This window comes from Streptomyces sp. NBC_01283 (assembly GCF_041435335.1).
Lineage (GTDB): Bacteria > Actinomycetota > Actinomycetes > Streptomycetales > Streptomycetaceae > Streptomyces.
Genome location: NZ_CP108430.1, coordinates 9,093,689 through 9,109,997 on the forward strand (window position 1 = coordinate 9,093,689; position 16,309 = coordinate 9,109,997).

19 protein-coding genes and 1 pseudogene are annotated in these 16,309 nt (G+C 67.6%); 10 read left to right on the forward strand and 10 right to left on the reverse strand.

Features of this window, described 5'->3' with window-relative positions; translation table 11 throughout:
* The first annotated feature begins 155 nt into the window (after positions 1-155).
* A complete protein-coding gene (locus OG302_RS41095; RefSeq protein WP_371749852.1) occupies positions 156-833 on the forward strand; it encodes a ThuA domain-containing protein in 678 nt (225 codons plus the stop codon).
* On the forward strand, positions 818-1,936 hold the full coding sequence (locus OG302_RS41100) for a Gfo/Idh/MocA family protein (RefSeq protein WP_371749853.1): 1,119 nt from the start codon (positions 818-820) through the stop codon (positions 1,934-1,936). Before OG302_RS41095 ends, OG302_RS41100 begins: the two co-directional genes overlap by 16 nt.
* A gap of 44 nt (positions 1,937-1,980) precedes the next feature.
* Here OG302_RS41100 and OG302_RS41105 read toward each other — a convergent pair whose 3' ends face one another.
* The 4 genes from OG302_RS41105 to OG302_RS41120 all read right to left on the reverse strand — a co-directional run bounded on the left by OG302_RS41105 (position 1,981) and on the right by OG302_RS41120 (position 6,348).
* A complete protein-coding gene (locus OG302_RS41105) occupies positions 1,981-2,667 on the reverse strand; it encodes a polysaccharide deacetylase family protein (protein ID WP_371749854.1) in 687 nt (228 codons plus the stop codon).
* Between the two features lie 133 nt (positions 2,668-2,800).
* Entirely contained in the window at positions 2,801-3,457 is a 657-nt protein-coding gene (locus tag OG302_RS41110; RefSeq protein WP_371750384.1) for a glycoside hydrolase family 11 protein, read from the reverse strand.
* A 349-nt stretch (positions 3,458-3,806) separates the two neighbouring features.
* Positions 3,807-4,841, reverse strand: a complete 1,035-nt coding sequence (locus tag OG302_RS41115) for a LacI family DNA-binding transcriptional regulator (protein WP_371749855.1) — start codon at positions 4,839-4,841, stop codon at positions 3,807-3,809.
* A gap of 523 nt (positions 4,842-5,364) precedes the next feature.
* Positions 5,365-6,348, reverse strand: a complete 984-nt coding sequence (locus tag OG302_RS41120; RefSeq protein WP_371749856.1) for a winged helix-turn-helix domain-containing protein — start codon at positions 6,346-6,348, stop codon at positions 5,365-5,367.
* A gap of 243 nt (positions 6,349-6,591) precedes the next feature.
* Between OG302_RS41120 and OG302_RS41125 the strand changes: the two genes are divergently transcribed.
* Together OG302_RS41125 and OG302_RS41130 are read left to right on the forward strand one after the other, a co-directional pair.
* Positions 6,592-6,984, forward strand: coding sequence for a hypothetical protein (locus tag OG302_RS41125; RefSeq protein ID WP_371749857.1), 393 nt, complete (start codon positions 6,592-6,594; stop codon positions 6,982-6,984).
* 396 nt (positions 6,985-7,380) lie between these two features.
* Entirely contained in the window at positions 7,381-7,779 is a 399-nt protein-coding gene (locus OG302_RS41130) for a hypothetical protein (protein ID WP_371749858.1), read from the forward strand.
* Positions 7,780-8,126: 347 nt separating this feature from the next.
* On the opposite strand, the gene OG302_RS41135 is transcribed toward OG302_RS41130, so the two are convergent.
* The 3 genes from OG302_RS41135 to OG302_RS41145 form a co-directional block, all read right to left on the reverse strand.
* Positions 8,127-8,393, reverse strand: coding sequence for a hypothetical protein (locus OG302_RS41135; RefSeq protein WP_371749859.1), 267 nt, complete (start codon positions 8,391-8,393; stop codon positions 8,127-8,129).
* A 508-nt stretch (positions 8,394-8,901) separates the two neighbouring features.
* Entirely contained in the window at positions 8,902-9,693 is a 792-nt protein-coding gene (locus OG302_RS41140) for a teichoic acid biosynthesis protein C (RefSeq protein WP_371749860.1), read from the reverse strand.
* On the reverse strand, positions 9,694-9,891 hold the full coding sequence (locus tag OG302_RS41145; RefSeq protein WP_371749861.1) for a hypothetical protein: 198 nt from the start codon (positions 9,889-9,891) through the stop codon (positions 9,694-9,696).
* A 426-nt stretch (positions 9,892-10,317) separates the two neighbouring features.
* Here OG302_RS41145 and OG302_RS41150 point away from each other — a divergent pair, with 426 nt between their 5' ends.
* The 3 genes and pseudogenes from OG302_RS41150 (at position 10,318) to OG302_RS41160 (ending at position 12,393) form a co-directional block, all read left to right on the forward strand.
* A complete protein-coding gene (locus OG302_RS41150; RefSeq protein WP_371750385.1) occupies positions 10,318-10,521 on the forward strand; it encodes a CGNR zinc finger domain-containing protein in 204 nt (67 codons plus the stop codon).
* A gap of 87 nt (positions 10,522-10,608) precedes the next feature.
* Positions 10,609-10,813 (forward strand): annotated as a pseudogene (locus OG302_RS41155) (transposase); the annotation flags it as partial.
* A gap of 314 nt (positions 10,814-11,127) precedes the next feature.
* Positions 11,128-12,393, forward strand: a complete 1,266-nt coding sequence (locus tag OG302_RS41160; RefSeq protein ID WP_371749862.1) for an IS110 family transposase — start codon at positions 11,128-11,130, stop codon at positions 12,391-12,393.
* 216 nt (positions 12,394-12,609) lie between these two features.
* Here OG302_RS41160 and OG302_RS41165 read toward each other — a convergent pair whose 3' ends face one another.
* Positions 12,610-12,990, reverse strand: a complete 381-nt coding sequence (locus tag OG302_RS41165) for a hypothetical protein (RefSeq protein WP_371749863.1) — start codon at positions 12,988-12,990, stop codon at positions 12,610-12,612.
* Positions 12,991-13,325: 335 nt separating this feature from the next.
* Between OG302_RS41165 and OG302_RS41170 the strand changes: the two genes are divergently transcribed.
* Together OG302_RS41170 and OG302_RS41175 are read left to right on the forward strand one after the other, a co-directional pair.
* Positions 13,326-13,502 (forward strand): hypothetical protein, encoded by a 177-nt coding sequence (locus OG302_RS41170; RefSeq protein ID WP_371749864.1) that lies wholly within the window; start codon positions 13,326-13,328, stop codon positions 13,500-13,502.
* A gap of 115 nt (positions 13,503-13,617) precedes the next feature.
* Complete coding sequence (locus OG302_RS41175) at positions 13,618-14,280, forward strand: Type 1 glutamine amidotransferase-like domain-containing protein (protein ID WP_371750386.1); 663 nt, start codon at positions 13,618-13,620, stop codon at positions 14,278-14,280.
* Between the two features lie 28 nt (positions 14,281-14,308).
* Here the strand turns inward: OG302_RS41175 and OG302_RS41180 are convergent, their stop codons facing one another.
* Positions 14,309-15,031 carry a DUF4386 domain-containing protein gene (locus tag OG302_RS41180; RefSeq protein ID WP_371749865.1) on the reverse strand — a complete coding sequence of 241 codons (723 nt, stop codon included), beginning with the start codon at positions 15,029-15,031 and terminating at the stop codon, positions 14,309-14,311.
* Positions 15,028-15,663, reverse strand: a complete 636-nt coding sequence (locus OG302_RS41185; RefSeq protein WP_371749866.1) for a DUF4386 domain-containing protein — start codon at positions 15,661-15,663, stop codon at positions 15,028-15,030. The genes OG302_RS41180 and OG302_RS41185 overlap by 4 nt, the downstream gene beginning before the upstream one ends.
* 375 nt (positions 15,664-16,038) lie before the next feature.
* On the opposite strand from OG302_RS41185, the gene OG302_RS41190 reads away from it, so the two are divergent.
* Positions 16,039-16,305: a pentapeptide repeat-containing protein gene (locus OG302_RS41190; protein WP_371749867.1), complete on the forward strand. Its 267-nt coding sequence runs from the start codon at positions 16,039-16,041 to the stop codon at positions 16,303-16,305.
* Positions 16,306-16,309: the final 4 nt, after the last annotated feature.

Genomic DNA, 16,309 nt, shown 5'->3' on the forward strand with positions numbered 1-16,309 from the left:
CTTAAGTTGCGGCGACGTTGCCGGAAGTTTCCGGGAAGTTCTCGGCGCACCATTCCTCGACCGTGCAAGGACCTCTGCCCGCGTGCGTGATGCAAGCCCCTGCGTGGCGCAGGCCTCCTCGCCGCCGCATCCGACACCCCCACGGAGGACGACCCATGGCCCCTTCCCGCACCACGGCCTGCAAGCGGGCGCTGGTGGTCCGCGGCGGCTGGGACGGGCACGACCCCGTCGCCGCAACGGACCGTCATGTCACCGCCCTCCAGGAGGACGGCTACGCGGTGACGGTCTCCGACACCCTCGACAGTTACCTCGACGCGGACCTGCTCACCGCGACCGATCTCGTTGTGCAGTGCTGGACCATGGGCGAGATCACAGGCCCCCAGGCGGAAGGCCTGAGCCGGGCCGTCCGCGCGGGCACCGGTCTGGCCGGCTGGCACGGCGGCATCATCGACGCCTTCCGCACCCAGACGCGCTACCACCTGATGACCGGCGGTCAGTTTGTCCACCACGCAGCGGAGTTCATGACCTTCGAGGTGGTCCCCGCGCCGGGCAAGACGGACCACCCCGTGCTGGACGGCATCGATGCCTTCACCGTCACCACCGAGCAGTACTACCTGCACGTCGACCCGGCGATCGAGGTGCTCGCAACCTCCCTGTACGGGCACGACCCCGACCACCCTGAACTCCTGGGCACACCGGTACCGGTGACCTGGACGCGGCGCTGGGGCGAGGGCCGGGTCTTCGTCACCACCCTCGGACACAGCCTCGCCGACCTGGAGGTACCCCAGACCGACGCGATGATAAGGAAGGGCATGGCATGGGCGACGCGTTGACGGCCCGCTCACCCCTGCACATCGGGGTGGTCGGCGCCGGGCAGATCAGCGGGGCGTATCTGCGTACGCTCGCGGCCCTGCCGAACCTGTCCGTCACCGCGGTCGCCGACCTGGACGAGACCCGCGCCTCCACCGTCGCGGCCACGGTCCCCGGTGCTCGTGCCACCACCCCGAAGGAGCTGTACGCGGCCGAGGACGTCGACCTCGTCCTCAACCTGACCGTCCCCGCCGCGCACGCCGACGTCGCCCATGCCGCGATCGCCGCGGGCAAGCACGTGTACGGCGAGAAGCCGCTGGCCGCGACCACCACCGAGGCCCGGGCGGTGCTGGCCGCGGCCGACAGCGCGGGCGTGCTCGTGGGCTGTGCTCCGGACACGGTCCTGGGTACCGGGGTGCAGTCCGCCCGCGCCGTCCTGGACGCGGGGCAGCTCGGCACGCCCGTCGCCGCCACCGCCTTCATGGTCACGCCGGGCCATGAACTCTGGCACCCCGCCCCGGAGTTCTACTACCGGCCCGGTGGCGGCCCCCTGTTCGACATGGGTCCCTACTACCTCACCGCCCTGGTCACGCTGCTCGGTCCGGTACGCAGAGTGGTCGCCATGGCATCCACCTCGCGTCCGGTGCGCACCGTCGCCAGCGGCCCGCGGGCCGGCACCGCGTTCCCGGTGGAGGTGGCCACCCACGTCACGGGCGTCCTGGAGCACGAGTGCGGGGCGCTGACCACGCTGGTGATGTCCTTCGACGTCTGGGCCGGCGTCCTGCCGCGCATCGAGGTGTACGGCACCGACGGCTCCCTGTCCGTTCCCGACCCCAACGGCTTCGACGGGCCGGTGCGCCTGTTCAGGGCCGGGGCCGGACCCTGGGAGGACGTCCCCGTACGGGGTGGCTACGCGGGAGCCGGCCGCGGCTACGGCATCGCGGATCTCGCCCGCTCCCTCGCCACCGGCACCCCGCACCGCGCGAGCGGCCACCTCGCCTACCACGTACTGGAAATCATGGAGTCGCTGCTCACCGCGTCCGACACCGGGCGGAGCATCACCGTCACGAGTGCGGGTGAGCGGCCCACCGCCGTCCCCGCCCACGCGCGGCCCGAGGCCGAGTAGGCCGATGTCGGCCACCTGGCGACGCAGCGCCGGGCGTGCGGCGGTCAGGCCGGAGCCGTTGCGCGGCCGGTCCGCGCAGAGATCATGCCGGTGCACAGACCGCGAGCCGCCAGCCCCTGCGCGATGCGCGGGATCGCGGCGCGCGTGTTGGCGGGCCAGTCGTGCATGAGGATGATCTGGCCGTTGGTGAGCCGAGCGGCGGCCTGCACGATCGCATCGGTACTGGCGCCGTTCCAGTCCTGTGAGTCGACGTCCCAGATGATCTGGGTCAGGCCGTACTTGGCCGCGACGGACTGCACCGTCGCATTGGTCTCGCCGTACGGCGGACGGAACAGCCGGGGTGTGCCCCCTCCGCCGTTGGCGATGGCCTGCTGGGTGCGGGAGATCTCCGAGTCGATCTGTGACTGGCTGAGCCCGGTCAGGTGAGGGTGGGTGTAACTGTGGTTGCCGACCCACATGCCGGCGGCGACCTGCGCGCGGACCTGGGAGGGGTTGGCGGCGGCGTACTGCCCCTCGTTGAACATCGTGGCGCGCAACCCGTTCCGCTTGAGCACGTCGAGCAGGGCCGACGTGCTGCCGGACGGGCCGTCGTCGAAGGTGAGGCCTACGTAACCGGTGCAGGCGGCAGCCTGCGCCGGGGCGGCGCTATTGACGGTGAGGCTGAACGCGCCGGCCATGGTGGCGACGGCCAGCCCTGCTGTCAGGGAACGCAACGAGTGAGGTGTGCGCATTCTCATCAGTGGGTCCTCCAGCTCGGGAATCTGTTGCGACACCTGGAGATTGCGGCGGTCGCGCGCTGCCGGTCCATGGGCGGGCTCGCGGTGCGACCGCCGCAACCATCACCAAAAGGGCTTCCCAACTCGCTCAGTACACCGTGATGTTGGAGCTGCCGCTGCTCTGATAGCCCTCGGTCGCCAGGATCATGTAGTACTTGAAGCTGCCCAAGGGCATCCCGGCGCGGCTCCAGGCGTCGAAGTGGTTGCCGCTGGTGATGCTTCCGCCCGTGCGCTTCGCCTGCCGAACGCTCCAGTACTGGTCGAAGGTGCGCGTGCCCTCGACGGACGGGGCGTTGTACCGGGTCGTCCGGTAGATGTCGTAGGTGCCGCCGTCACTGGTGACGGTGCCCTTGTACGTGCCGGTGGGCCGGTAGGTGCCCCAGTTGTCGACGATGTAGTACTCGACGAGCGGGTTCGACGTCCAGCCGTAGAGCGTCAGATAGGCGTTGCCGGACGGGGAGAAGGTGCCCGAGTAGTTCACGGTCCTGCGGGAGCCGTTGGCCCAGCCCTTGCCGGCCACGAAGTTCCCGGTGTTGCGCCATGAGGTGCTGTACCTGCCGCCGGAGGACAGGGTCATGGAGACCGTCCCGGGGGCGTCGGTCCAGAACGAGTAGTAGTAACCGTTGTTGGTGCCGGTCTGGTTGGTCGTGATGGTCGTGTCCGCGTACGCGGTACCCGGCAGCGTCAGCGCGGAGGCGCCGAGTGCCAGGGCGCCGGCGGTGCCGACGAAAGCGCGGCGGCTCATCGGGGGTACGGGGGGTTGGTCGCTCATGTTCATGCTTCCTCCTGGTGGGGCCAGCGAGAGGCTGCACAGCCATTGAGGTGCGTGTCGACGTCGATAGGTTGGTGGCGGGCCTACACACTGTCAACTGTTTCGGCAAAGCGAGCGAAACTTTAGTCCCGCGATCACCCTCCACTGCGCACCATCGCACCAGGCCACAGGCATAACTGGGCTATACAGAAACAGATGTGACGCCCCGAGGTGAGATTCGGCCAGGTGACGGGTAATCACCTCAATAGGCTCTGCGAAAGTTTTTCGGAGAGTCACGAGACGCGCTGTGCTGCTACCAGCCCGCAACGGGACGACATGGCCGTCATCGGCCTTGTCGGCACTCCGCCGTGCTCTCGCGCACGACCAGACTCGTCGCCAGCTCCACCCTGGTCGCCACTGGCTCCTCCGACCGCAGGCGCATCAGCATCTGCGCCGCCCCCTCGGCCATCTGTCGCAGGGGTTGGTGCACCGTCGTGAGCGGGGGACTCGACCACTGGGCCAAGGGCACGTCGTCATAGCCGACCACGGACAGATCGTGCGGGACACGCAGGTCCCGCAGCCGGGCCGCCTCCAGCACCCCAAGGGCCTGAAGGTCGCTGCCCGCGAAGATCGCGGTCGGCGGATCGTCCAGACCGAGCAGTTCGGCCGCCCGCTCACGACCGCCCTCGACGTGGAAGTCGCCGTACCGGACGAGTTCGGGGTCTGCCGGCAGTCCGGCCATGCTGAGCGCCGAACGGTACCCGTCGAGCCGGGCCAGCGAGCAGAGCATGTCCTCGGGGCCAGTGATGATGCCGATGCGCCGGTGGCCGAGCTGGACCAGATGCCGCGTGGCGGCCAGGCCGCCGTTCCAGTTCGCCGAGCCCACCGAGGGCACGTCCGGGTCGGGGTCTCCGGCCGGGTCGATGACGACGAACGGGATGGTGCGCGACCGCAACTGCTGCTTCACCTCGCTGGGGAGACTCGAGAAGACCAGGACCACACCGCGCGGCCTGCGCCGCAGCACACCCTCGATCCATTCGGGCCCCGGCGCATGCCGCGTACCACTCTCGGTGAGCACCACACTCGCACCGCTGGCCTTCGCCACCTTCTCCACCCCGCGGATGAGCTCCAGTGCCCACACGCTCTCCAACTCGTGGAAGACGAGCTCGATGAGCGGCGCCTCGCGAGCGGCCCGGGTGGTGCGTCGGTAGGCGTTCTCGTCCAGGATGCGCTCCACCTTCACGCGGGTCGGAGTCGCCACGTCGCGCCGCCCGTTGAGGACCTTCGAAACAGTCGAAATGGAGACCCCCGCCTCCTGGGCCACCTGCGCCAGGGTGATGCGACCCAATCCCTCGTCATCTCGCATGCTCAGGAGCATAAGGCACGGTCAACCGACCTCATCCGACGCAGTGTTGACCGCTCATCCGCCTGCGACCGTCCTGCGCGCCCACCGTCGCCGCCCTCAAAACGATCGGCCCCGACCTCCTGGCCCGCACCGGCCTCCACCAGGGCCAGGAGCGCCGGCTGACCACGCTGTTCGGAACTGTGGTCGTGCGCCGGTGCGCATGGCGAAGCCCCATGGTCGCCGACATCGACGCGGCCGATACGGCCCTGTCGCTGCCCAGGTGGCGGCACTCGTACTCGCTGGCGCGGCTGGCCGTCCCGGAATCGGTACGTGCCTCCTTCGACACCGCGCGACCGAGGCGATCCCCCGCCGCTGCGGACCGGTGATCGGCAAACGGCAGGTCGAAGACCTGACGGTGAACGTGGCGCACGTCGACGCCTTCTACCGGACCAGGATTCCCACACCGTGCACCGCCGAGAGTGAGGCCCTCAAACCCCGACACCAGACACAATCACCGGCATGACACCAGACCCGGCTGACGTTCGCGGTCACCGCACTAGCCGCGGGCCTCTTCCAGCAGACCTGCCGCATGCGCGGTCCGCTGGTACAAGACGTAGCGCCCGTCTCTGACCTTGGTGACGAGGCGTGCGCGGTGCAGGGCGCTGAGGTGGTAGGAGACGGTGCCCGGGGTGTATCCGGTTCGGGCGGCCAGTTCCGCGGTGGACCGGGCGGTTTCGAGGTCCGCCAGCAAGGTGGCGCGGGCGTTGCCGACCACTTGCGCGATCTTTCCGGACCTGCGATCCCGGTCGGCTCCGATCCGCTGGGCGGGGTAGTAGAAGACGAACTGACCGGGGGTATCGACCTGGATGGTGACGTCGGGCCAGTTGAGCACGCTGGGGCTGAGGACCAAATCCCGGCCGGTGACATCGATTTCGGCATTCCACGGCTTGGCGAGGGTGATCGCGTCGCCTGCCCAGGCCATGTCGGGGTGGAGTGTTTCAAGCGTCCGGCCGACGCCGTGGGTGGCGATGGCTGTCGCGCGGTGGGCGATGTCCTGATGGATGATCGAGCGCAGTGCGGGCCAGCCCTCGGCTAAGGTATCGCGCCAGAACCGGGCGAGACCGTTGGCGAGACGTCGCTGCATATGCCCCGACTCCGCGATCCGGCGGGTGGTGGCCAGCAGCGGCCTGTTCCAGTGGGTCCGGGTGAGGGTGAAGACCTGGGTTTCGAGGTCGCCCTGCGCTGCGGCCTCGATGTGCGCGATCTGCTCGTCGATCAGGTCGCGGTGCTGTGTGTCCGTGCCTGGCTGCGGGGTGAGCAGGTCGGGTCTGTAGGTGTCGCCGTTTTGCGGCAACAGGTCTGCGAGCAGGGCAACGTCCGGATGGGCAAGTGACGCGCGGGCCAGTGGCCCAGGATCTCCGAAGACCGGGTGCCGTCCCGACGCGGCGGTGAGTTTCAGCCACGCGATGGATTCCGAAGCGGGGGAGGGGGCCAGCCGTGTCCTGGACACGGTATTGGCGTCTACACGCAGGGTGAGCACCGTCCCGACGCTAGCAGTGGTCGCGTTGGATTTGAACGGGCTCGAATGCTTTCCGTCGCGAGGTCCCCGCGTGGTGGAGTCGTGTTGCCGAACAGCGGCAGCAACGTTCACTGCCCGACCTGAGGCGGTCGCCTCCGCACGACGGTGAGGTTGTGCACCCGTCACCCGAAGAACCTGGGAGTGGTTGTCATGGTGAGATTGAAGGATCCCGCGAAGGGGAAGAGCCGCACGAGGAAGGTCGGCGTGGCCGTGACCGCAGCCGCGTCGGTTGCCACGATGGCCTTCGCGGCGACACCCGCGAGTGCCGCCGGTTCCGCCACCGTCTCGATTGAGTATGGGGCGAGCTACTACAAAGGCACGGCCAGCTGGTCCAACCGGTCGGTCGGCATCGACGCAGCGTTCAAGGCCAGCAATTGCCGACGCGTCTACGCGCGGGCGTTCGCCGGTAGCACCTCACTGGACTTCAAGAGCAGCAGCACCTGGTGCAATCGATCCGGGCCGGCAGATTTCACCCTTGACGCGAACGTCGTCGGTGGGTCCGACAACATCTGGGTCTACATGACCGACGAGAACCAGAACTACCTCAAGGGACAGACCTGCTACCGCGCCGGCTACTGCATAGACGGCCTGCACTAGTACAGCTGCGGTCTCTCTGGTGATGGTTTGCCAGTTGAGCGTCAGGTGGCGGTGCCAGCCGGGACAGCGGCGGATCTGGCAGTCGTCCAGGACGTTGCTGGTGTTCTGGGTGTGCCGTCCGGGGAGGTCGCGGGTCGGCCCACCCAGAGCGTCAGGCGTGCAGCTCCCACTGGCCCTGTCGCCCCTGCCCCCGATGACCTGATCGCGGCCACCATGACCTGCGGGTCTGACACATCCGGCAGGCCACTGCCGTGCGTTGATCACATCGATGAGAATCGTCGCTTCGCAACAGGCCGCGAGTTCGCCGAACCGGGGCCGCCGCCCTGTTCCGCTTCACCCGGCTGATGCCGCACGCCACCGCGTGTCCGGCCCTGTCGTCCCCATCCTGGAGATCGCATGAAGACTCATCTCGCCGCCGCTCTCGGTTCCGTCGTGCTGACCGCGGGCACCTTGCTGGGAGCTCCCACCGCCGTCGGCGCGCAGAGCGCCCCCTACCCGAGCACCCCTTTCGACGTCACGCTCGGTGCCAGCTACGTCCGCGGCACCCTGACTTGGTACGACCGGTCGGTCGGGGTCAGTGGAAACCTCCGGGCCGTCGGCTGCAACAGGGTGGGGTTCAGCACGTACGGCGCCTCTGGCAACGAGCTCGGCTCCCGGAGCAGCAGCACTCAGTGCGACGTGACATACCAGTTCAGTACCGGGCTTCCTGCCAATGTGACCGGCGGGGCGGCGTCCGTCAAGATCTGTCTTAGCAATGCGAACGCCCTCAAGTGCGGGTGGTACAACCGGCCCTGATCCATCCGATGGGCCGGGCGGCGCAAGGCTGTCGGCCGCTAGTGTCCTGCGCCTGAGACCCGGAGGCAGAAGCGGGTGAGGGAGTCGAGGGTTTCTTTGGCGAATTGGTCCAGATGAACGGTTTGGGGTCCTGGTTCCAGTCTTTGAACCAGGTCCGGATGTCAGCTTCGCGGGCCTGTTTCTTGTGCGCTCCGCGGCGGATCATCTCGTGGGCCAGGTAGCCGAACCACCGCTCGACCTGATTGATCCAGGAAGAGCCGGTCGGGGTGAAGTGCGCCTTGAACCGCGGGTGTTTGGCCGGCCATGACTTGATGGCGGGAGCTTGTGCGTGCCGTAGTTGTCCACGATCAAGTGGACCTGCAGATGAGCGGGCATCTCCTTGTCTCATCCACCGAGCACACCACCGCACGCTCGGGCGGGTTGAAATACAGGCCCACCACGTCGTAGACCTTCTCCACGAACAACGGGTCCGTCGAGAGCTTGAAGGTGCCCGCCAGGTGCGGCTCGAGCTGGAACTGCCGCCAGATCCGGCCCACCGTCGACTTCGACAGACGCGACCAGTGGGTGGCGTTCTTGGGCAGCTGTTCCAGCGTGGTGACCACGACGGTTTCCACCTGGCGACGCTGACGGTGGGCGGCCGGCCCGGCCTCGGCTCGTCCGCCAGACCCTCCAGCTGCTCGGCCGGGAAGCGGGGAACTGACGCACCAGCAGCCGACGTGGTGCGGGGGATGTTGTGGTGTCTGGGGTGAGGCCGACTTGCGCCTGTCTCATCCCAGGACACCCACTTCTGTTCCGTGCTTCCGCGAGGTCGGACGCACGCCTGGGCGCATGCCCTGGACCGGCGGTACGTCCAGGGCCTGACCGCAGGTCGCTCTTCCTGGTGAGGAAGCTGGGATTGCAGTCGGCACCTGCAACGGTGGCATGATCGCGCCATCCAGCGCGGCGTGTCGACTTCAACGGTCGGCTACCGGGGCGGAGTCGGTGCGCTGCTGCCGCTGTAGGAGGGCAGGTCGGCCACCAGCTTGGTGAGGACCGGGTCGGCCGCGTAGCGGCGCTCGTGAAGTTCGGCGATCTTACGGGCGATGTCGGGGTCGTCGCTGTCGGTGGTGTCGTAGGGGTTTGCTACAGGGTGGGCAGGCCGTAGAGGGAGAACTTTCGTCCGCCGACCGGGCCCGAGGCGAAGCCCATGCACAGCTGCGGTTCCTTCGCCTGAGGCCCGTGCAGCACGGAAAGGCCTTCGGGCTCGCGGTGCGTGAGCCGGTGGCCGGCCTGGGACTTGTGCTCCTGCACTACCGCCCCCGTGCGCAGGTCGATGCAGTGCAGCAGCACCGTGTTGTCCGGCTCTGAGGGGCTGTTGGCGGCGCGGCCGGAGCCCATCAACTGGTACGCGTAATCGCCGTCCAGTGTCATGCCCTGAAAGGGCAGGCCGAGGTCCAGGCCCGGCTGAGCGAAGTCGATCAGCGGCGTGAAGATCCCGGCAGTGAAGGTGTCCAGGTTGTAGAGCGCGTAGCGACGGCGCTCGGGGAGCGCGTAGCGCAGCAGCAGACGGCGGTTGTTCAGGTCAAGGGCGGCGCAGTTTGCGGCCGAGCCGGGGTGCGGGCGGTAGACGGTCACACGGCGGTCAGCGCTGTGCAGCACGGTGTTCTCGGCGTACGGGAAGCGGCCGATCGCACGCCCGTACCCGGAGGCCGGGTTGGCGTCGCACTCGACCCACAGCGTGACGGCTCCGCCCTCGCTGCTGCGGGAGCTGTCCACGCTGATCGCGGTGCCGTGGCCGAAGCCCTTGAGGTACATCCGGCCCATCACCTTGCCGCGCATCGACAGCCGGTTCAGGCAAAGGTCACCGGCATTGTGCCGCTGCGCATGGGTGTATGTGCGCGATTCGCCCGGGAGCTGGACCCCGCCGGGGATCACCTAAAGCGCGTAGACGTGCCCGTGGAGCTCGTCGAAGGCGAAGGACTGCATCACCGTCGCGTGGTGCAGCGTCTTCTCGTGGATCAGGCGGGTGCCGGAGTCGGCCAGGTCGAAGCGATCACCCGGCGCGTCCGGGGCGCTGTCCCGGCCGGCGGCAAGGGCCTTTGGGATGCCCAGCGCTGCTGTCGCCAGCACCATACCGCTGAGGCCGAGCACCGTTCTGCGGCTTGGCGACGTGAAACGAGGCGCTGTCGATGAATCGGTAACCTGTCGAAGTTGCATTGCAGCACTTTCAACGCCCGTACACCTGCGTGGGGAACGGGCGCGCGGCGGTGCCGTGAAGTTCAGCCATTCGCTGTGCCCGGATACGGCCGAACCCCGGAGGGCAGCAGTAGCGTCAAGGTCGGGAATACCAGCAGACTCGTTGGCATCCAATTCAGCCGCCGCAGGTCAGCTCAAATCGCCACGCCCCGGTAATGGGCGTCGGCCCAGCCCGAGCCCGCGGTGGGGCCGATCGGCATCCGCAGTCGGCGCGCCACTTGTCCCAAACGCCACGCTGCCCGTACGCATGCAAATCACGGGTGCAGGTTCCGGGCGGCGCCTGCTGTCAGCGCGGGCCAGGTGGTGCGGAACTTCCGCCGCCAGGCCGGCGACACATGCACAAGCGCGACCAGGACCGGCACCTCGACCGGCGGGCCGACCATCCCGGACGGAGCTTGCCGGGACGTTGACACCTCGCGCAACGGCGCCAAGCAGTTGTGCTCCCCGGCCTGCCAGAGCCGTGTCAAGGCAGTTGCCCACCGGGCGCGTAGGGCCGCAGGCGCGTAAGCCGCGGCTGAAGCATTGGTGTGCCTGCGCTACGGCGACGCGCGGCAGAAGAACGGCGACCGGAGATCGGACAGCGGGAGGCAGACAGCACCAGCCCGCACAGCCGAACTGCCCTTCCTGCACTCCTTCGCCCATGGCCTCGAACTCGCCCGAGCCGCCGTCAACGCCGCCCTCACCCTGCCCCACCACAACGGCCGGACCGAAGGCGTCAACAACAAGATCAAGCTCCTCAAACGCCAGACCTACGGACGCAGCACACGCTCTCCTGCGTCAGCGCGCCCTGCTCAACTGACCACAGGGCAACGCCGATCACCGGCTACGAAGAGCTGGGAAGACCCGTTGATGATTGGACAGGTGGGCGAGATCGCTGCGCTGATCACCTCGAGTAGAGGAAAATGGGGCCGGGTGTCCCGGTCAGCCGATGGGACTGCGATGCCGGTGAGCTCGTTGGACAGGATGGCGATGGGGGTCGATCAGGGGACCACGAATTGTTGCCAGGACGACCGTCGGCCGCCCGGAGCACGCGTGTCAGATTCCACCTCTTCCCTTGACTCCTCCGGGACACCCACTGGTCTCCGGTGTCTGGTACGGGAGGGAGAGAGAGACATGGCCCGGCAGCAGAGTGTGAAGGACGAGGTCATCCATCTGCGGTCCGCGGGAGTGGATCTGGGCAAGCGATTTCAGCTGGCGTGCGCCCGCACGCCGAGCCCGAATCGGCAGGGAAGTTGGCTGCTTGAGACCGAACGGTTCGGCACCACCACCGCCGAAGTCCGCCGTCTGCGGGCTTGGCTGGTAGAACGGCGAGTCGAGGTCGTGATCATGGAGGCGACCTCAGATTACTGGCGGACCGTCTACTACGCTCTGCAGCCACACCTGAACACGATGCTGGTCAACCCCGCTCACCTGAAAGGCATTCGGGGACGCAAAACCGACCCGAGCGACGCGGCGTTCCTGGCGCGGGCCGCCTCGTCCGGAATGGTGAGGGCCTCCTTCGTGCCGCAGCGGGAGATTCGTGAGCTGCGGGATCTGACTCGCCGTCGGACTGAGCTGGTGCGAGCCGCGGGCTGGGAAGCCCAACGGCTGGAGAAGGAACTCGAGGACACCGGCATGAAGCTGTCCTCCGTTCTGAGCAACGTCGTCGGGGCCAGCGGCCGCGCGATCCTGGAAGCCCTCATCGCCGGCGAACGGGATCCCGGGAAACTGGCTGACCTGACTTACGGCAAGGCCCGCAACAAGATCCCGGCTTTGATTGAGGCGTTGGACGGCGAGTTCACCGACCATCACGTTTTCATGGTTCGGCACTACCTCGACGAGATCGACCGCTGGAACAGCGTGATCGCCGCATTCGACGTGCGGATCGCCGAACTCCTCGCGGCTCACCAGCCGGACCTGGACAACCTCGACACGATGCCCGGGATCGGCCGCCTGGCAGCCGAGATCATCATTGCCGAGACCGGTGGGGACATGGCCCAGTTCGCTACCGCCCAGCAGTTGGCCTCGTGGATCGGGGTCTGCCCGGGGCAGAACGAGTCGGCCGGCGTGAGCAAGTCCGGCCGCACCCGACCCGGCAACAGCAACCTCAAACGCCTGCTCGGAACCGCTGCCATGACGGCGATCAGGAACAAAGACTCTTACCTGGCGGTCTTCTACCGCCGTATCGCAGCCCGGCGGGGCGGCAGACGTGCCCTGGTCGCCGTCATGCACAAGCTCGCCATCGCCATCTGGCACGTCCTGCACGACAAGGCTCCCTACCACGAACTCGGCGCCGACTACTTCTCCAAACGCAATCCCGAACGTGCCATGCGCCGCATGCTCAAAGAAGCCAACAGCCTCGGACTGACCATCCGCTTCGAACCCATCACAGCCGGCTGACCTGCACGACTGACTCTATTTTCGTGTCAGTCCCGATACTGCGCGGGTCTCCCCGTCCTCGAGCGTGATTGCCTCTGCCGTGCGCCCTGCCTGCGGCAGGAGGCGGCGAGGTTGGCCCGGGCGGTGAGGGTCGAGGTGTTCTGCTCAACAGCCGTTCACCACAGGCAGCAAGACGGTGGTAGTGGGCGACCCTCTCACCGAATCCGGGCCTCGCCCTCAGCAGCTCAAGCGACGTTCGGCGCTCTCGTAGGAGGCGAGGTTGGAGTCGACGCCCACGACCGTCTTGTAGGTGTAGGTGCCAGACCCCGTGCAGGTCCACCACGCCATCTTGGTGCCGCTCTCGAGCGGGGTCCAGTCGACCTCCTCCCAGCCGTACCAGCGGTGACGCTGCAGGGATATCGTGGCGTCCGTGCAGCCGCTGCGGGTCTTGCCAGCCTTGCCGATGATCTCACTGATGCCCTTGTAGGGGGCCGAGATGCTGTAGCAGTTCCGGTCCCAGTCCGAGGCGGCGGCCGGAGTGGCCGGCATCAACAGCGTGGCCGCGCAGGCCAGTGCGAGGGCGACGGATGACTTTCCGGCGAACCCGAGAGTGCTCATGACAAACATTCCTGTCTGCGGAAGTGCGGGATGCAACCTACAAGAACACTCTTTCATCGGCGCCGAGACAAGATCAAGCCAGCGCCCCCACACCGTCAAACTCTCGCGACTGGCGGCGACTTGGGGTCGTTCCCACGCTTCCGAGGCCTGGCGACGCCTTGTCGCCGAGCGCGGCGTCGCTGTCAGCACAGAGGTACTGCCGATCGCGGGACCCGAAGAAGTACCTTCGCGGGGGCGCTCCGCCAGATCCTGGCCGCCGCCCAGGCGAGACGCCGGCCGCTGCTGCCGACGCTCCGCCTGCGGCGAAAGCCGCCCGAGGGAGTACCGAGTCGACCGTGAACAGCCGCAGCCGCAGCCGCAGCCGCCGCTCCGGACCGGGCAGGCTCCCGATCTCCACGTGCAGGCTGACCGGGGTGAGCAGCATGAGCGCACGGGCCGCCGCGGCGATGACCACGAGCGTGGAGCTGAAGGGGAAGGCGCCCAGGGACGTCACGAGCAGCCGGGATCGGTGAGGGTTTGCGGGCGCCTGAGGATTCATCCGAATGTAGCCATGACATGGTGGTGGCTGTGACGCGTAGGCGAACGGGCTAGTTGTTGACGCAAGCGGCGTTCCTCGGTAAGGACATGATGAAGCTCCTCCTCACCGACTCCGGTATCACGAACGCGAGCATCCAGGATGCGCTGGTCGACCTCCTGGGTAAGCCGATCACCGAGTCCAGCGCCCTGTGTATCCCCACTGCGGGGTACGGGGCCCCCAACGCTGATCCGGGCGGGCCATGGCGATTCATCAGCGGACGATCCATCTACCCCATGACGGGGCTGGGATGGAAGTCGGTGGGCGTGTTGGAGCTCACCGCGTTGCCCAGCATCGACGAAGCGCGCTGGGTCTCCTGGGTCCGGGAAGCCGACGCCCTGCTGGTCAACGGCGGTGACGCGCTGTACCTGGCCCACTGGATGCGGGAATCCGGGCTCGCTGACCTCCTGCCGTCGCTGCCGCACACGGTCTACGTGGGAATCAGCGCCGGGAGCATGGTGATGACCCCCCGCATCGGGCAGGACTTCGTGGGCTGGAAGCCGACCACCGGAGGTGACAGCACGCTGGGCCTGGTCGATTTCTCGATCTTTCCGCACCTGGATCAACCGGCTTGTCCGGAGAACACCATGGCTGAGGCAGCTCGATGGGCGGCCAGGATCGCGGGTCCGGCGTATGCGATTGACGAGCAGACCGCTATCAAGGTGACCGACGGTGCCGTCGAAGTGGTCTCCGAGGGCCATTGGGAGTTGTTTTAGGGGTCCTAAGACTGTACAGAATCCCTTCTCAGGGCGCTGTCCCGGCCTGTATCGGAAGCCGTGAGCCGATGTTCCGGCCTTTGGCCAGAAGCCAGATCATGAGGATGAGTTCGCCTACGCCGGTGAACACGGACGCTTCGGCCGAGTACCCGGAGGAGAGGAAGGTGCCGAGGCTGTCCACGAGATAGCCGAGCCCCGCGAGGGCCAGCAGGACGCCCAGCATCCGCGGTACGTAGCCCGACCTGAAGGCGAGCAGCCCCAGCAGCAGCAGGTGGACGCCGAAGAAGATGAGCCCGGCGTCCCAGATGTCGTGGAAGGCATCGACGCGCATGAGTGCTTCGGCGTCCAGTTGCTCCGCGCTGTACGCCCCCAGGGACTCGGCGCCCTTGGCCGGGGGCAACGCCCCGACGAGTTGGGCGACGGCGACGAGGAGCACTGCGGCGTAGGCGAGCCTGAACCAGGCCGCGAGCGTCGCGATTCCTTCGTGCGCCGGCTGGAAGAAGACCCTCAGTGCCCAGGCCACCACCACGTCCAGGACAGCGACCAGGAACAGGGCGACGGCGCCGAAGCGGAACAGTGCCTCGGAACCGCGGATGTCCTGGGCGGTTCGTGCCGCGTCGTCCTCGGTGACAAGGTTCTCCAGCACGCCGAAATTGGCGAAGACCGCCAAAGGGGCCATGGCCAGGATTCCCGTTCCCGCGACTAGAGCGGCGTCGCGGACCGCCCGCGAGGTCACGCCGGTCGGGGTCATCCGCGGGCCCCTTTGGGCATCGGCCGCTCATCACGATCGCTCGTGCCGGGCGCCGGCACGATGAGGCGGAATCCCTTGAAGATCAGCAGCAGCGGAAGCACTGCTTCGAACAGGCCACCAGGAACGTAGAACGCCGTCCCCGCGCCGGAGTTGATGTCCACGAGCCCCAGCAGGTCGCTCACCACCCCCGCCAACAGGACGGCGTAGCCCACGAGTCCGAGTACCGAAAGCCACCGTGCGACGAGCCCGGAACGCAGCAGGAGGCACGACAGGACCAGACCACCGGCGCCGGAGAACGCGTAGACCAGCAGTTCGTAATCCGTCAACTCGTTCCTGCTCACGAGGAGATAGCACCCGACCGCAATGATGGCAGCGCCTTCCGCGCACCTGAGGGCCAGATACGCGACCGAGAGGCGCATTCCGTGCGGCTTCAGTACGGGGAACAGTGCGACGCCGATCCCGGCGACCGCAAGAGCTGTGTAACTCTCCAGCAGCACGCCCGCGAGGAGCCCTCCCTCTGCGGAGTCCGTCCCGGAGAAATAGTCCTCCAGGAGCGAGCTGCCAACAGAGAAGGTGAGCGTCGATGAGAGGAACAGCAACCCCACCAGCACAGCGGTCTTCCTGTACGGCATGCTCTCGCCCCTTCCGCCCCCAGCCCACCCGGGGGAGCCTGGAACGTGAGCCTGGCTGCGCCCGGGCCACGAGTCGGGCGCCGCCGGGCCATCGAGCGACGGCTTGCTACCCGAGGAGTGTGCTCCTGGGCCCCCACTATCCTCCCTTTGCGGGCATACGCGCCGCCCGTGCGGGAGGAAACACCCGGACTCCGCATGCGGAACTCCAATGGGGCCGGCCGATGCACGGCTGCCGACCACCGCACCCCGTCCGTGGCGTGCGCCGCGGCCAGCGGAAAGGACCGGGTGCCTCCCGGAACTCCTCGACGTGCGGCTGCGGCCCGTCCCGGTCGGCCGGGTGTTGGCGTACACGTGAACGTCCTCACCCGCTGACGGATGGTGAACTTCAGTGGCGCGGTGTTCTCTGGCGGTGCGGTGTACTTCAGCGGAACGGCCTTGGCTGGCGGCACGGTCAACTTCGACGGCGTGCGGTTCTCTGGCGGCAGGGTCAACTTTCACGAGGCTCTGCTCTCCGGCAGTACGGTCACCTTCAGCGACGCGATTTTCTCCGGAACCGAGTTCACGTGGGGGGCCGTTTCCAGTCCCTGCAGGGGCTTAGGGAGTGTCTGGTGGACCTCCAGTACGGCGTTCGTCGCAGGCTAGTGCC

What these genes read in the sequence shown, in the direction of transcription:
- OG302_RS41095 (WP_371749852.1), top strand. Translation starts at nt 156, where the DNA reads ATGGCCCCTTCCCGCACCACGGCCTGCAAGCGGGCGCTGGTGGTCCGC.
- OG302_RS41100 (WP_371749853.1), top strand. Translation starts at nt 818, where the DNA reads ATGGGCGACGCGTTGACGGCCCGCTCACCCCTGCACATCGGGGTGGTC.
- OG302_RS41105 (WP_371749854.1), bottom strand. Translation starts at nt 2,667, where the DNA reads ATGCGCACACCTCACTCGTTGCGTTCCCTGACAGCAGGGCTGGCCGTC.
- OG302_RS41110 (WP_371750384.1), bottom strand. Translation starts at nt 3,457, where the DNA reads ATGAGCCGCCGCGCTTTCGTCGGCACCGCCGGCGCCCTGGCACTCGGC.
- OG302_RS41115 (WP_371749855.1), bottom strand. Translation starts at nt 4,841, where the DNA reads ATGCTCCTGAGCATGCGAGATGACGAGGGATTGGGTCGCATCACCCTG.
- OG302_RS41130 (WP_371749858.1), top strand. Translation starts at nt 7,381, where the DNA reads ATGAAGACTCATCTCGCCGCCGCTCTCGGTTCCGTCGTGCTGACCGCG.
- OG302_RS41145 (WP_371749861.1), bottom strand. Translation starts at nt 9,891, where the DNA reads ATGGTGCTGGCGACAGCAGCGCTGGGCATCCCAAAGGCCCTTGCCGCC.
- OG302_RS41160 (WP_371749862.1), top strand. Translation starts at nt 11,128, where the DNA reads ATGGCCCGGCAGCAGAGTGTGAAGGACGAGGTCATCCATCTGCGGTCC.
- OG302_RS41165 (WP_371749863.1), bottom strand. Translation starts at nt 12,990, where the DNA reads ATGAGCACTCTCGGGTTCGCCGGAAAGTCATCCGTCGCCCTCGCACTG.
- OG302_RS41175 (WP_371750386.1), top strand. Translation starts at nt 13,618, where the DNA reads ATGAAGCTCCTCCTCACCGACTCCGGTATCACGAACGCGAGCATCCAG.
- OG302_RS41180 (WP_371749865.1), bottom strand. Translation starts at nt 15,031, where the DNA reads ATGACCCCGACCGGCGTGACCTCGCGGGCGGTCCGCGACGCCGCTCTA.
- OG302_RS41185 (WP_371749866.1), bottom strand. Translation starts at nt 15,663, where the DNA reads ATGCCGTACAGGAAGACCGCTGTGCTGGTGGGGTTGCTGTTCCTCTCA.
- OG302_RS41190 (WP_371749867.1), top strand. Translation starts at nt 16,039, where the DNA reads ATGGTGAACTTCAGTGGCGCGGTGTTCTCTGGCGGTGCGGTGTACTTC.